This window comes from Herbaspirillum lusitanum P6-12, assembly GCF_000256565.1.
Classification (GTDB): domain Bacteria; phylum Pseudomonadota; class Gammaproteobacteria; order Burkholderiales; family Burkholderiaceae_D; genus Herbaspirillum; species Herbaspirillum lusitanum.
This window is the reverse complement of sequence record NZ_AJHH01000653.1, coordinates 1-14,793: the sequence shown is the minus strand read 5'-3', so window position 1 is coordinate 14,793 and position 14,793 is coordinate 1. Positions and strand designations below refer to the sequence as shown.

General features: G+C 63.3%; 10 protein-coding genes and 1 pseudogene. All 11 read left to right on the top strand.

Annotated features, from left to right (window positions below):
• A partial coding sequence (locus HLUSI_RS0121495; RefSeq protein ID WP_029363863.1) for an MFS transporter occupies positions 1 to 642 on the top strand: 642 nt, incomplete at its 5' end.
• 76 nt (positions 643 to 718) lie between these two features.
• Positions 719 to 1,327 (top strand): TetR/AcrR family transcriptional regulator, encoded by a 609-nt coding sequence (locus HLUSI_RS0121490; protein WP_016835912.1) that lies wholly within the window; start codon positions 719 to 721, stop codon positions 1,325 to 1,327.
• 67 nt (positions 1,328 to 1,394) lie between these two features.
• Positions 1,395 to 2,426, top strand: coding sequence for an NADP-dependent oxidoreductase (locus HLUSI_RS0121485; protein ID WP_016835911.1), 1,032 nt, complete (start codon positions 1,395 to 1,397; stop codon positions 2,424 to 2,426).
• 65 nt (positions 2,427 to 2,491) lie between these two features.
• Positions 2,492 to 3,508, top strand: a complete 1,017-nt coding sequence (locus tag HLUSI_RS0121480) for an LLM class flavin-dependent oxidoreductase (protein WP_016835910.1) — start codon at positions 2,492 to 2,494, stop codon at positions 3,506 to 3,508.
• A gap of 279 nt (positions 3,509 to 3,787) precedes the next feature.
• Positions 3,788 to 5,935 carry a diguanylate cyclase domain-containing protein gene (locus tag HLUSI_RS0121475; RefSeq protein ID WP_157137957.1) on the top strand — a complete coding sequence of 716 codons (2,148 nt, stop codon included), beginning with the start codon at positions 3,788 to 3,790 and terminating at the stop codon, positions 5,933 to 5,935.
• Between the two features lie 285 nt (positions 5,936 to 6,220).
• Positions 6,221 to 6,310, top strand: coding sequence for a K(+)-transporting ATPase subunit F (gene kdpF / locus HLUSI_RS29985; RefSeq protein WP_016835907.1), 90 nt, complete (start codon positions 6,221 to 6,223; stop codon positions 6,308 to 6,310).
• A gap of 7 nt (positions 6,311 to 6,317) precedes the next feature.
• Positions 6,318 to 8,102: a potassium-transporting ATPase subunit KdpA gene (kdpA, locus tag HLUSI_RS0121460; RefSeq protein ID WP_029363862.1), complete on the top strand. Its 1,785-nt coding sequence runs from the start codon at positions 6,318 to 6,320 to the stop codon at positions 8,100 to 8,102.
• A gap of 20 nt (positions 8,103 to 8,122) precedes the next feature.
• A complete protein-coding gene (gene kdpB / locus HLUSI_RS0121455; protein WP_029363861.1) occupies positions 8,123 to 10,279 on the top strand; it encodes a potassium-transporting ATPase subunit KdpB in 2,157 nt (718 codons plus the stop codon).
• Between the two features lie 19 nt (positions 10,280 to 10,298).
• Positions 10,299 to 10,898 carry a potassium-transporting ATPase subunit KdpC gene (gene kdpC / locus HLUSI_RS0121450; protein WP_016835904.1) on the top strand — a complete coding sequence of 200 codons (600 nt, stop codon included), beginning with the start codon at positions 10,299 to 10,301 and terminating at the stop codon, positions 10,896 to 10,898.
• A 243-nt stretch (positions 10,899 to 11,141) separates the two neighbouring features.
• A pseudogene (locus HLUSI_RS35010) lies at positions 11,142 to 13,882 on the top strand (DUF4118 domain-containing protein).
• A 5-nt stretch (positions 13,883 to 13,887) separates the two neighbouring features.
• The gene (locus HLUSI_RS0121440; protein ID WP_016835903.1) at positions 13,888 to 14,589 is read left to right on the top strand and encodes a response regulator; all 702 of its coding nucleotides are present in this window, start codon (positions 13,888 to 13,890) and stop codon (positions 14,587 to 14,589) included.
• The last annotated feature ends 204 nt before the right edge of the window (positions 14,590 to 14,793 follow it).

Sequence of the window (14,793 nt, the reverse complement as noted above, 5' to 3'; positions counted from 1 at the left end):
GAGCCGCCGGCGGCGCCGTCATCCGTGATAGCTGCTCCACCGGACCGCAGCGCCTTGGGCAACATCGAGGTCTGGCGCGTGGCGATGGCGATCGGCATCCTGTGTTTTCCGCAAGTATCGGTGCTGACCTTCGCCACCATCTTCCTGCACGACGTCGGCCACGCCGGACTGGGGCTGATCAGCGCGACGATGGCTGCGATCCAGATCGGCGCGGCGGTGATGCGCGTGTGGAGCGGACGCTGGACCGACCGCCACGGCAATCGCCGTCGCTACCTGCGCGCTTGCAGCGCACTCAGCGTGGCGTTGTATATCGCGCTCGGTACGGTGGCGGCACTGGCGCCTGCCGTGTGGCCGCAATGGACGCTGGCGGCGATCGCGTTGTTGCTGGTGGCGGGCGGCGTGTGCGCGTCGGCATGGCATGGCGTGGCCTACACCGAGCTGGCGACGCTGGCCGGGCCGCGCCAGGTCGGCACGGCGCTGGGGCTGGGCAATACCTGCGTGTTCCTGGTCTTCTTCCTGGCCGCCCAGGCGATTCCGCCCTTGCTGCACTGGCAGGGATGGCCGGCGGTCTGGCTTGCTATCGCGGTGGTAGCGTTGCTGGTGTGGCCCTTGTTTCCGCCCGAGGATCGCGCCAGGCATTGATGGCGGGCGCAGGGCAGCGGAGGTGAAAAAGACCGGTCTTAGACGACCGGTCTAATTTTTCGGTAAAATAACCGGCATGAGAGATACCTACGCCGAAACCAAGTTCAGCATCCTGCAGGCAGGCCGCCGTCTGATCGCCCAAAAGGGCTTCACCGGCGTGGGCCTCAACGAGCTGCTGGCTGCCGCCGATATTCCCAAGGGCTCGTTCTATCACTACTTCGGATCGAAGGAGCGCTACGGCCGCGAGCTGATCGAGCAGTACGTGGACGAATATCTGCAGAGGCTAGACAAGAGCTTTAGCGCAGACGGCCAGTCCGATACCACGGCGCGCGAGCGCTTGCTGACGTATTGGGGCTACTGGCTGGAGACGCAATGCTGCGAAATCGCCGAGCACAAATGCCTGGTGGTCAAGCTCAGCGCCGAAGTGGCCGACCTGTCCGACGACATGCGCGTGGCCTTGCACACCGGCACCGAAGCCTTCATCGCGCGCATTGCCGAGGCCATCCGCACCGGTGTCGCCGAAGGTTCGCTGCACACCGTGCTGGAGCCTTACCGCACCGCCCAGATGCTGTACCAGCAATGGCTGGGCGCGAGCCTGCTGTCGCGCCTGAGCCGCGACCGCGCTCCGATGGAGGCGGCCATGCTGGTCACCCGTCGGGTGCTGGTGCTGCCTGAGGCCGGATGAGGCGGGCTGAGCTTGGCTGAGCCGCGCCTACATCTTCCGACGAACTTCAACAGGAAAGGATTCCCCCATGACAAAGACGACTCCCCAGACCAACCGCCGCATCGTGCTGGCCTCGCGCCCCACCGGCGCGCCCACGGCCGACAATTTCCGCCTCGAAGAAGTGGCCGTTCCGGCGCTGGAAGAAGGGCAACTGCTGCTGCGCGGCCAGTGGCTGTCGCTGGACCCCTACATGCGCGGCCGCATGAGCGACGCGCCTTCCTATGCCGCCCACGTGGAAATCGACGCCGTCATGACCGGCGGCACCGTCTCGCGCGTGGTGGCGTCGCAGCATCCCGATTACCAGGAAGGCGATCTGGTCATGGCCTACACCGGCTGGCAGGACTACGCGCTGTCGGATGGCACCGGCGCCACCAAGCTGGACAAAGACATGCCGCGTCCTTCGTACGCACTCGGCCTGTTCGGCATGCCGGGCTTCACGGCTTACGCCGGCCTGCTCGACATCGGCCAGCCGAAGGAGGGCGAGACCGTGGTGGTCGCCGCCGCCACGGGTGCGGTCGGTTCGGTGGTCGGGCAGATTGCCAAACTCAAGGGTTGCCGCGTGGTCGGCATCGCCGGCGGCGCCGAGAAATGCCGCTATGCCGTGGAAGAACTCGGCTTCGACGCCTGCATCGATCATCGCAGCGAGGACTTGCCGCAACAATTGAAGGACGCCTGCCCCAAGGGCATCGACGTGTATTTTGAAAACGTCGGCGGCAAGGTCTTCGAAGCCGTGCTGCCGTTGCTCAACGTGCATGCGCGCGTGCCGCTGTGCGGCCTGATCGCGCAATACAGCGGCGTCGCGCCGAACGCGACCCTGCTGGGTACGTTGCCGCGCAACCTGCTGACCAAACGCATCCGCATGCAGGGTTTCATCATCTTCGATTACTACCAGCGCGCCGGTTATTTCGCCGAGTTCTTCAAGGACATGAGCGCCTGGGTTGCGGCCGGCAAGATCAAGTACCGGGAAGACGTGGTGCAGGGTCTGGAGAACGCGCCGCAAGCGTTCATGGGGCTGCTCGAAGGCAAGAACTTCGGCAAGCTGGTTGTTCAGATCGCCTAGTGCAAATCGCGTAAGCATTCCAGTCGCCCGCTTCGATCCCCTGCGGGCTCCAACAAGGACACACCATGATTCCGTTTTCCGTACTCGACCTGTCGCCGATCAACCAGGGCAGCACCGCCGCCCAGGCCTTCAACAACAGCAAGGAGCTGGCGCAGAAGGCTGAAGCGCTCGGCTATAACCGTTATTGGCTGGCTGAACATCACAACATGACCGGCATCGCCAGCGCCGCCACCTCGGTGGTGATTTCGCACATCGCCGCCAACACCAAAACCATCCGCGTCGGCGCCGGCGGCATCATGTTGCCGAACCATTCACCGCTGGTGATCGCCGAGCAGTTCGGCACGCTGGAGTCGCTCTATCCCGGCCGCATCGACCTCGGCCTCGGCCGCGCGCCCGGTTCCGACCAGCGCACCGCACGCGCCTTGCGCCGCCACCTCGGCGACAGCGCCGACACCTTCCCGCAGGACGTGGTCGAGCTGCAGGAATATTTCAAGGAAGCCTCTCCGTATCAATCGGTGCGCGCAGTGCCCGGTTACGGCCTGAATGTGCCGCTGTGGCTGCTCGGCTCCAGCATGTTCAGCGCCCAGCTGGCGGCGGAAATGGGCTTGCCGTTTGCGTTCGCGTCGCACTTCGCGCCGGGCTTCATGAAGTCGGCCGTCGAAATTTATCGTTCCCGCTTCAAGCCCTCGGACGCCTTGAAGCGTCCGCACGTGATGCTCGGCCTGAATGTGTTTGCCGCCGAGACCGACCGCGAAGGCGAGCGCCTGTTCACGTCCCTGCAGCAGCAGTTCGTCAATCTCGTGCGCGGTGTGCCGGGCCAGTTGAATCCTCCGCGCGAGAGCATGGAAGACTACTGGCGTCCGGAAGAAAAATCCCACGTCGAGCGCTCGCTGTCCTGCGCCATCGTGGGCTCGCCCGAGACCGTGCGCACCGGCTTGCAGAATTTCATCGACGATACCGGCGCCGACGAACTGATGATCACCGCGCAGATCCACGATCATGCGGCGCGTTTGCGGTCGTTTGAAATCGTGGCCGAGGCGCGCGCCGCGTTAACCCCCAAGGTGCCGACGCTGGAGTTCTGACGTAGCAGGGAGTTGAAGAAGGCGCGGGACGCTGGTTCAGGCGGTTGCAGATCTCGCCCGGCGGTTTTTGCAACAGATTGCCTGTTTACAGGGAGGAAAGCTTGTCTGACTGGCAAGCTTTCAGTCTTATTCCCACGCCAAGTATTGCTCCCAATGCAATTGACCGGCTAATATTTCGATATTCCCCATAAAAGAATCAAAAAGGGAGCGCCCGGGAGGAAGGCAAACAATGCCATTTCCGTTCTTTCGGTCTCACGTCGAACTGCAGCCGGAGCCATCTTGAGCATCAAAAAACTCTCATCGACATTGAGTCTGTCCTCATGGGTCACGATAGGAGTTGTGCTGTCGGTGCTGATCACGACGGCGTCGGTGCTGGCGCTGGTGGACCAATTTACGCGCAGCTACGCGCGTCACGAAGCCGAGGCGCGTCTCAATCAACTGGCCTGGCAAATGCAGGATGCGCTCGACCGCAGCATGAGCGAACGCTACATCGACGTGAAGCAGCTGTCGCAACGGCCATCGATCCGCGAAGCCAAGGATCCGGCGCGCATGCGTGCGGTCTTCAACGAATTGCAAAGAAACGTTCCCAACTACGCCTGGATCGGTTTCGCCACGCCGGATGGCAACGTGCTGGCCGCCGCCAACGGTTTGCTGGAAGGCCAGAGCGTGGCGCAGCGGCCGTGGTATCAGAAGGCGCAGAAAGATTTCTTCGTCGGCGATTACCATCCCGCCGTGCTGCTGGAAAAGAAGCTGCCGGTCATGACCGATCCGTGGCGCTTCGTCGACATCTCCACGCCGATCATGGGGCCGGACGGCCAGTTCCAGGGTGTCCTGGGCGTGCACCTCAGTTGGACCTGGGCGCGCGACCTGGCCAAGAAACTGCTCAATCCGGCCAACGACCGCTACGACGTCGAGATCATGATCGTACGTGAAGACGGCACCGTGCTGCTCGGTCCGCGCGAACTCGAAGAAAAGAAAATTGCCTCCGACAGCTTCAAGGCATCGCTGCATCTGCCGTCAGGTTCGATGCGCGAACTCGGCGAAGACGGCCAGCACTACCTGACCGGTTTTGCGCGCACCGGCCTCAGCAGCGAATACACCGAAATGAAATGGAGCGTGCTGGTGCGTCAGCCCGAGCAGGTCGCCATGTCCGGCTTCAAGGACCTGGAGCGCCAGGTGCTGTTCGTCGGCTGCATCGTCGGCTTGCTGCTGATGGCGCTGGCGTTCTTCATGACGCGCCGGCTGGTGGCGCCGATGAATGCACTGAGCGCCGCACTGGAGCGACGCGCCACCGGCGACCATAGCGCCGAGATTCCCATCGTCGGCACCTATTACGAAATCCAGCTGCTGTCGACCACGCTGTCCACCATGGTCCAGCGCGAAGAAAACTATCTGCGCGAAGTGCGCTCGCTCAACGAAGGCCTGGAGCAACGCGTGGAAGACCGCACCCGGCGCCTGCACGAAACCGCCATCGCCCTGCAGCAGTCGCTCGACAACCAGCGTGAAAACCAGATCCGCCTCGAAGAAAGCGAAACCGAGCTGCGCGCGATCCTGCAAAATGCCCACGACGCCTTCATCGCCATCGACGAAGACGGCATGGTGCTGGAATGGAATCGCCAGGCCGAGCAACTGCTGGGCTGGGCCCACAAGGAGGCCGTCGGCAAGGAACTGGCCGAACTGATCATCCCGTTCGAGCAGCGCGAACTGCACCGGCGCGGCATGATCCACTTCCTCAACACCGGCGAAGGCATGGTGATCAACAACCGCATCGAAATCAACGCGCTGCGCCGCGACGGCAACGAGCTGCCGATCGAAATGACGGTCGGCTACGTGCGCCGCCGCGCCGGTCACCTGTTCATTGCCTTCCTGCACGACATCACCGAACGCCAGGCCTTCCGCAACTCGTTGCAGGAAATGGCGTTGACCGACATCCTGACCGGCCTGCCGAATCGCCGCGCGTTTACAGAGAAGCTGCCCGAAGCGATGGCGCGGGCCATCCGCGAACCGCAACAGATGGGCTTGCTGTTCATGGATGTCGACGGTTTCAAGAGCATCAACGACAAATACGGCCACGAAGCCGGCGACGAGCTGCTGGTCAAGTTCGCCGAGCGCCTGATCGATGCGGTGCGCGAAGTCGACACCGTGGCGCGCCTGGCCGGCGACGAATTCACCGTCATCCTCGAGCGCCTGCACGGTCCGGCCGACGCCATGGGCGTGGCGGAAAAAATCCTGGTGTCGATGCGCCGGCCGTTTATCCTCACGGCGGCGACCGTCAACGTCTCCACCAGCATCGGCGTGGCGATCTACGAACCGGGCCAGCACATCGACCAGGACGCGCTGGTGGCGCAGGCCGACAAGGCCATGTACGCCGCCAAGCGCGCCGGCAAGAACCGGGTCGAGTGGAATACCGAGGAAAGTTCGGTCTGATTATCACCATAAACATCAACATCGCCGTCCGCCGCCTTATTTCCTTCTAGTCACAGTCAACACCATCACTACGCGCCGCCCCGAGCGGCGCGTTCTTGTTTACACAAAATTTATACCGCCTTCCGATAGTTTTATCCGGATTTAACGTCCTTCGCCCTATCGTTTGCTCCGTAAGCATTCATCAAGGGAGCAGGACATGGATTTTCTATATATCGGCGGCTTGCTGGCTTGCAGCATCGTCATGTGGGCATTTGTCGTCGCCTGCAAGAAGCTGGAGGACATGCAATGACCGTCATGCAAATACTGGGGCTGGCCGTATCGGTCGGCCTGTTGGCGTATCTGATCTACGCCCTGATCAAGCCGGAGGCCTTTTAGCATGAATATGACTGCCTCGATAACCCAACTGGCGATCTATCTGGTCGTCCTGCTCATGCTGTCGGTGCCGGTGGGCTGGTACATCGCCCGCGTGATGGAAGGCAAGTCCGCCGTCAATCGCATCTTCGGCGGCATTGAGCATTTCCTCTACCGCCTGTGCGGCATCCGCGCCGACGCCGGCATGGGCTGGAAGCAATACGCGCTGGCGCTGCTGCTGTTCAATATCGTCGGCCTGTTCGTGGTCTACAGCCTGCAACGCCTGCAAATGTGGCTGCCGCTGAACCCGGCCGGCATGGCTAACGTCAGCGCCGACTCGTCGTTCAACACGGCGGTCAGCTTCGTCACCAACACCAACTGGCAGGGCTACGTCGGCGAAAGCACGATGAGCTACCTGACCCAGATGCTGGCGCTGTCGGTGCAGAACTTCGTCTCGGCCGCCACCGGCATCGCCGTCGCTTTTGCTTTGATCCGCGGTTTCGCGCGTCACAGCAGCAAGAGCATCGGCAATTTCTGGGTCGACATGACGCGCGCCAGCCTGTACGTGCTGTTGCCGCTGTCGGTGCTGGTCGCCGTGGTGCTGATGAGCCAGGGCGTGATCCAGAATTTCAAATCCTATGTCGAAGTATCGACGCTGGAGACCACTGCCTACACCGTGCCGCGCCTGGATCCGCAAGGCCAGCCGCTCAAGGACGAGAAGGGCAATCCGCTCGTCGACGACATGAAGACCAGCAAGCAGACCTTGCCGATGGGCCCGGTCGCCTCGCAGGAAGCTATCAAGATGGTCGGCACCAACGGCGGCGGTTTCTTCAACGCCAACTCGGCGCACCCATATGAAAATCCGACGCCGTTGTCGAACTTCGTGCAGATGCTGGCGATCCTGATCATTCCCGCCGCGCTGTGCACCAGCTTCGGCATGCTGGTCGGCGACCGTCGTCAGGGCTGGGCGATCCTGGCCGCGATGACCTTGCTGTTCATCGTCATGGCGCTGACGGTGATGCACTTTGAACAGCAGTCCAATCCAGCACTGGCGGCCGCTCATGCGGCGCAGGGCAGCGGCATGATGGAAGGCAAGGAAACCCGTTTCGGCACCATTGCATCCAGCTTATTTGCGGCGATCACCACGGCGGCATCCTGCGGCGCCGTCAACGCCATGCACGACTCGCTGTCGCCTTTGGGCGGACTGGTGCCGATGCTGCAGATGCAGCTGGGTGAAGTGGTCTACGGCGGCGTCGGCGCGGGTCTGTACGGCATGCTGATCTTCGCGGTGCTGGCGGTGTTCATCGCCGGCCTGATGATCGGCCGCACGCCGGAATACCTGGGCAAGAAGATCGGCGTGTTCGACATGAAGATGATGTCCATCGCCATCCTGATGACGCCGGCGCTGGTGTTGGTGCTGACGGCGATTTCGGTGATGGTCGAAAGCGGGCTGGCCGGCATCGCCAACCCCGGCGCGCACGGCTTCTCGGAAATCCTCTACGCCTTCAGCTCGGCCGCCAACAACAACGGCAGCGCCTTTGCCGGCTTGTCGGCCAACACGCCTTACTACAACGTCATGACCGGCATCGCCATGTGGCTGGGCCGCTTCGGCATCATCGTGCCGGTGCTCGCCATGGCCGGCTCGCTGGCCGGCAAGAAGCGCCTGGCGGCAACTTCCGGCACCTTGCCCACGCATGGTCCGCTGTTCGTCGCGCTGCTGATCGGCGCGGTGATCCTGGTCGGCGCACTGACGTATGTCCCGGCGCTGGCGCTGGGTCCGGTGATCGAGCATCTGCAGATGATGGCGATTCACTAATGTCTGAATTGGAGAAAAACATGGCAAATAATCCTGCCAAAAAAGTTACCCCTGCCGGGAGTGCAACTGCTACCGTACCCGTCGTGCCCGTGGCGACATCCGCGACCAAATGGATGTTCGATCCGGCGATCGTCAAACCGGCCGTGACCGATTCGTTCCGCAAACTGTCGCCGCGCGCGCAGTGGCGTAATCCGGTGATGTTCGTGGTGTATCTCGGCAGCATCCTGACCACGCTGTTGTATGTGCAGGCGCTGAACGGTCACGGCGAAGCGCCATCCGGTTTCATCCTCGCCGTCGCGGTCTGGCTGTGGTTCACGGTGCTGTTCGCCAACTTCGCCGAAGCGCTGGCGGAAGGCCGCAGCAAGGCGCAGGCGGCATCTCTGCGCAGCGCCAAGAAGAGCGTGGTCGCCAAGAAACTGCAACGGGTAAACCGCAACGACCGCTGTGAACTGGTCGAAGGCGCAAGCCTGCGCAAGGGCGATTTCGTACTGATCGAAGCGGGCGACCATGTTCCGGCCGACGGCGAAGTGGTCGAAGGCGTCGCTACCGTCGACGAGAGCGCCATCACCGGTGAGTCTGCGCCGGTGATCCGCGAGTCGGGCGGCGACTTCACCGCCGTCACCGGCGGCACCCGCGTGCTGTCGGACTGGATCATCGTACGCGTCACGGTGAATCCGGGCGAAGCCTTCCTCGACCGCATGATCGCCATGGTGGAAAGCGCCAAGCGCCAGAAGACGCCCAATGAAATCGCGCTGACCTTGTTGCTGGTCGCGCTGACCATCGTGTTCCTGCTGGTGACGGTGACCTTGCTGCCGTTCTCGGTGTTCAGCGTCAATGTGGCGCAGAGCGGCGCACCGGTCACCGTGACCGCGCTGATCGCCTTGCTGGTGTGCCTGATCCCGACCACCATCGGCGGCCTGTTGTCGGCCATCGGCGTGGCCGGCATGAGCCGCATGATGCAAGCCAACGTGATCGCGACTTCCGGACGTGCGGTGGAAGCGGCCGGCGACGTCGACGTGCTGCTGCTGGACAAGACCGGCACCATCACACTCGGCAATCGCCAGGCTTCGGCTTTCCTGCCGGCCAACGGCGTGAGCGAGCAGGAACTCGCCGACATCGCTCAACTGGCCTCGCTGGCCGATGAGACGCCGGAAGGCCGCAGCATCGTGGTGCTGGCCAAGAAGCGCTTCAACCTGCGCGAACGCGAAATGGGCAGTCTGGGTGCGGTGTTCATTCCATTCACCGCGCAGACGCGCCTGTCCGGCGTCGACATCGGTCATCGCCAGATCCGCAAAGGCGCTGCCGACGCCATCCGCAAGCTGGCCGAGCAGGCCGGCCAGCAGGTGCCGGGTGAAGTCGCCGCCGCCGTCGACATCGTCGCCCGTCGCGGCAGCACGCCGCTGGTGGTGGCCGAGACCGACGCCGCCAATGGCTCCATCCGCGTGCTTGGCGTGATCGAGCTGAAGGACATCGTCAAGGGCGGCATCAAGGAGCGCTTCTCCGAGCTGCGCCGCATGGGCATCAAGACCATCATGATCACCGGCGACAACCGTCTGACGGCGGCGGCGATTGCGGCCGAAGCGGGCGTCGACGACTTCCTTGCCGAAGCCACGCCGGAGAACAAGCTGTCGTTGATTCGCCAGCATCAGGCCGAAGGCAAGCTGGTCGCGATGACCGGCGACGGCACCAACGATGCGCCGGCATTAGCGCAAGCCGACGTCGCGGTGGCCATGAACACCGGCACGCAGGCAGCCAAGGAGGCCGGCAACATGGTCGACCTGGATTCCAATCCGACCAAGCTGATCGAGATTGTCGAGATCGGCAAACAGATGCTGATGACGCGCGGCAGTCTGACGACTTTCAGCATCGCCAACGATGTCGCCAAGTATTTCGCGATCATCCCCGCGATGTTCGCGACCACCTATCCGCAACTGGCGGCGCTGGACGTGATGCATCTGAACAATCCCTCGTCGGCGATCTTGTCGGCGGTGATTTTCAATGCGCTGGTGATCGTCGTGCTGATCCCGCTGGCCTTGCGCGGCGTGCGTTATCGGGCGCTGGGAGCGGCGGTGCTGTTGCGTCGCAATCTGCTGATCTATGGTTTGGGCGGGTTGGTCGTGCCGTTCGTCGGCATCAAGTTGATCGACGTGTTGCTCGGCGTGTTCGGCCTGGCTTAATTTTGTTGAAGGAATTGTCATGAAAACTTATCTGCGTCCTGCGGTCTCGCTGTTCATCCTGATGTCGCTCATCCTGGGCGGCTTGTACCCGGCGGTCATCACGCTGGTCGGCCAGGCCTTCTTCCCGGCCCAGGCCAACGGCAGCGTCATCGTGCGCGACGGCGTGCCGGTCGGTTCGGGGCTGATCGGCCAGAACTTTACCGAGCCCAAATACTTCTGGGGCCGTCTGTCGAGTTCGGGGACTTTCCCGTATAACGGAGTGGCTTCCGGCGGCAGCAATTTCGGTCCTTTGAATCCTGGGTTGGTTGATGCGGCCAAGGCGCGCGAGGAGGCTTTGCGTGCTGCTGATCCCGGTGCAGGTCGGGAGATTCCTCTGGACTTGTTAACCTCGTCCGGTAGCGGCTTGGATCCGCATATCAGCCCGGCTGCTGCGGAGTATCAGGCGGCACGGGTGGCGAAGGTGCGGGGTTTGTCTCTGGAGCGGGTTCGCTCGCTGGTCAGGGGGCAGACTGAGGCGGCGCAGTGGGGGTTGTTCGGTGAGCCTCGCGTTAATGTTCTTAAGTTGAATTTGGCGTTGGATGCGGCGGCCCCCTTGCCCAAGACGGATGCCAGACAATAGGATCACCCTCCGACCCGTTCGCCCTGAGTAGACGCGCAGCGTCGTATCGAAGGGTACGCCGACTGCTCTGCATGAGTCGGCAGCGTAGCGCCCCCTCCTTCGACAGGCTCAGGAGCGTCTTCGATACGCGGCTGCGCCGCTACTCAGTCCGAACGGCAATGGAGAGGCCCGCCGCAGCCGGTGCTACGTCTAGGTAGCACCGGCCTTTTGCCACTACAATGCTCCAACCCCGATAACCCCGACATGACGACCCGCCCCGATCCCGACGACCTCCTCGACCGCGTCATGCGCGACGAAGACCGTCAGACGCGCGGCCGGCTCAAGATTTTCTTCGGCTCATCCGCCGGCGTCGGAAAAACCTACGCCATGCTGGCCGCCGCGAAAAACCTCCAGGAACAAGGCGAGCAAGTCCTGGCCGGCATCGTCGAAACTCATGGCCGCGCCGACACCGAAGCCATGCTCGACGGCATCGAGCGCCTGCCCCTGCGCAGCACGCAATACCGCGACCGTACTCTCCACGAATTCGACCTCGACGCCGCGCTCGAACGCAAACCGACCGTCATCCTGGTCGACGAACTGGCGCATTCCAATGTCCCCGGCTCGCGCCACGCCAAACGCTGGCAAGACATCGAAGAGCTGCTGCATGCAGGCATCCACGTGTACACCACCGTCAATGTCCAGCACATCGAAAGCCTCAACGACGTCGTCGGCCAGATCACCGGCATCCGCGTGCACGAGACCATTCCCGATCATGTCTTCGACCAGGCCGACGAAGTCACGCTGGTCGATCTGCCGCCCGACGAACTGTTGCAGCGCCTCAAGGAAGGCAAGGTCTATCTGCCGCAACAGGCGGAAAAAGCCGGACGCAATTTTTTCCGTAAAGGAAACCTGCTGGCGCTGCGCGAGATCGCCCTGCGCCGCACCGCCGATCGGGTCGACGCCGACATGCGCGAGTACCGCGCCGATCGTTCCATCGTCCAGCTGTGGCAGACCAAGGAACGCATCGTGGTGGCCATCGGCAGCGGCTCCGGTGAAGAACGGCTGATCCGCGAAGCCGCGCGCCTGGCCGCCAAGCTACAGGCTCAATGGCTGGCCGTGCATGTGGACCTGCCCGGTCAGCGCCAGGCCATGGAGGCGCGCGAACGGGTGGTGAGCTACCTCAAGCTGGCGCAATCGCTGGGTGCGGAAACCGCCAGCATCACCGGCGAAGACGTGGCGCAGGCGTTGGTGCAATTCGCGCGCAGCCGCAACGCCGGCAAGCTGGTGATCGGTCAATCCCATGGTCGCGGCTGGACGCGCTGGTGGCGCAAGAACCTGGCCGCACGCATCGCCGCAAACGGACAAGATATCGACGTCTATACCGTAGCGCGCCCGGCGGAGTCGGGACGCGATGACAGCGTCAGGACCCCGGTCGAAGAGACACGCGACGACGGCGGACGTCTGCGCCGGCACGCCGGCGCGGCTATCTGTGGGCGACCGTCAGCTGCGCCGTGACCACGGCGATGGCGTGGTGGCTGATCGCCTATCTGCATCCGGCCAACGTGATCATGCTGTACCTGGTCGGCGTGATGATCGTCGCGGTGCGTTACGGGCGCTCGGCGTCGGCGCTGGCGTCGGTCATGAGCGTGCTGGCCTTCGATTTTTTTTTCGTGGCGCCGCGCTTTTCCATCAGCGTTTCGGATGCGCAATATCTGATTACCTTGCTGGTGATGCTGGCGGTGTCGCTGTTCATCAGTTCGCTGGCCTCGCGCATGCGGCACCAAGCCAACGTCGCCATGCTGCGCGAAGCGCGCGCCGGCAACTTGTACATGCTCGGCAAGGAACTGGCGGCGGTGCTGACGCTGGACCAGATCCTGGAGATCGGTCGCCGTCACCTGGCCGCCGTGTTTGGTGCGCGCATCGCCTTCTTCCTGCCCGACAGCGCCGACCAGTTGCGCCTGGCCGAGCCCGAGCAGGACAGCGGCGCTGCGCATGTCTTCAGGAACGTCGACGCCGGCGTGGCGCAGTGGGTCTATGACAATGGCCAGGCCGCCGGCAAAGGCACCGCCACCTTGCCCTCGGCAGCGGCGCTGTACTTGCCGCTTACGGCCACCATGCGCACCCGCGGCGTGCTGGCCTTCGCCATCGAAGCGCCCAGCGAGGAAGAGCGCCAGCTTGCCGCGGCGCAACTGGCGCTGCCCGAGAACCGCCAGATGCTGGAGATCTTCTGCTCGCAGATCGCCATGGCCATCGAGCGTCTGCACTATGCCGAGGTGGCCCAGGATGCCTTGGTGACGATGGAGTCCGAACGCCTGCGCAATTCGCTGCTCTCGGCCATCTCGCATGACCTGCGCACGCCGCTGACTTCGCTGGTCGGCAGCGCCGAAGCGCTGGCGCGGCAACCGTCTCTGGGCGCCGACGAACGCGAGATGGCGGTCACCATCAGCGAGCAGTCGCAACGCATGTCGGGGCTGGTGGAAAACCTGCTCGACATGGCGCGCCTGCAATCCGGCGGCATCACGCTCAATCGCCAATGGAATTCGATCGAGGAAGTCGTCGGCACCGCGTTGCGACTGTTGAACAAGACGCTGGGCGAGCGCCGCGTCGAGACGAACCTGCCGGCCGACCTGCCGCTGGTGCGTTTCGACGCCGTGCTGATTGAACGGGTCTTTGCCAATCTGATCGAGAATGCCGTCAAGTACGCGCCGGCCGGCGAGATCATCGTGGTCGATGCGAAAGCAAATGCAGGCCTGATGGAAATCAGCGTGATCGACCGCGGCCCGGGTTTCCCGGCGGGCATGGAAGAGCGCGCGTTTGAAAAATTCACCCGCGGCGATACCGAGTCGAGCACGCCCGGCGTCGGCCTCGGGCTGGCGATCTGCCGCGCGATTGTCGATGCGCATGGAGGCACGATACGCGCATTGCCTGCAGAAGGCGGGCGCGGCGCGCGCGTCTGTTTCACTTTGCCTTTGGACAAACCTCCGGCCTTGCCGGAAGAGGAATAACGATCATGTTGGATCATGCAGGCAATATCGTTTTCGTCGAGGACGACGCCCATATCCGCAAGCTGGTGCGCGGCGCGCTCGAGCAGGAAGGTTTCATCGTCCATGAGGCGCGCACCGCACGCGAGGGCATGGTGGAAGCCGGCACCCGCAAACCGGATCTGGTCATCGTCGATCTCGGCCTGCCCGACCAGGACGGCAAGCAGGTCATCGCCGACATCCGCTCGTGGAGCGATGTGCCGATCGTGATCCTGTCGGCGCGCACGCAAGAGGCGGAAAAAGTCGCCGCGCTCGACGCCGGCGCCGACGATTACCTGACCAAGCCCTTCGGCGTGCCGGAATTGCTGGCGCGCATCCGCGCCCAGTTGCGTCGGCGCAGCCAGGCCAGCGCGGCGACCGGACGTTTCCGTCTCGGCGATCTGCTGATCGATCTGCCGGCGCGCACGGCCAGCAAGGGCGGCGAGGCGGTGCACCTGACCCAGATCGAACATCGCCTGATCGCCACGCTGCTGCGCGACGCCGGCCGCGTGATCACGCACCGCACCTTGCTGGCGGCAGGCTGGGGGCCGTCGCATACCGAAGATCATCACTACCTGCGCATCTACATGCAACGCCTGCGCCAGAAGCTGGAAGACGATCCGGCGCAACCCAAGCACATCGTCACCGAAATCGGCGTCGGCTACCGGATCGTCAACGCCGATCCGGCCTGATACGGCTGCCTGCTGCAGTCTCAAGGTCTGTTGGAAAACCTAAAGATCCCCCCAGATATCGATCTGGCGGCGGATCGTGCCGGCATGGCCGTCGCAGATGATCAGCATTTCCTTGCTGCCGCTGCGCATGACGAAGCGGAAATACTCCGCCGCGTTGCGCTGCACGAAACTCTCGCTTTCAATCTTGCCGGCCCCCCCCAAAAA

Bases quoted from the DNA above. Each gene is read 5' to 3' on its own strand.
- kdpB (WP_029363861.1), top strand. From the start codon at position 8,123: ATGGCAAATAATCCTGCCAAAAAAGTTACCCCTGCCGGGAGTGCAACT.
- HLUSI_RS0121440 (WP_016835903.1), top strand. From the start codon at position 13,888: ATGTTGGATCATGCAGGCAATATCGTTTTCGTCGAGGACGACGCCCAT.
- HLUSI_RS0121480 (WP_016835910.1), top strand. From the start codon at position 2,492: ATGATTCCGTTTTCCGTACTCGACCTGTCGCCGATCAACCAGGGCAGC.
- HLUSI_RS0121485 (WP_016835911.1), top strand. From the start codon at position 1,395: ATGACAAAGACGACTCCCCAGACCAACCGCCGCATCGTGCTGGCCTCG.
- kdpC (WP_016835904.1), top strand. From the start codon at position 10,299: ATGAAAACTTATCTGCGTCCTGCGGTCTCGCTGTTCATCCTGATGTCG.
- HLUSI_RS0121490 (WP_016835912.1), top strand. From the start codon at position 719: ATGAGAGATACCTACGCCGAAACCAAGTTCAGCATCCTGCAGGCAGGC.
- kdpA (WP_029363862.1), top strand. From the start codon at position 6,318: ATGACTGCCTCGATAACCCAACTGGCGATCTATCTGGTCGTCCTGCTC.
- kdpF (WP_016835907.1), top strand. From the start codon at position 6,221: ATGACCGTCATGCAAATACTGGGGCTGGCCGTATCGGTCGGCCTGTTG.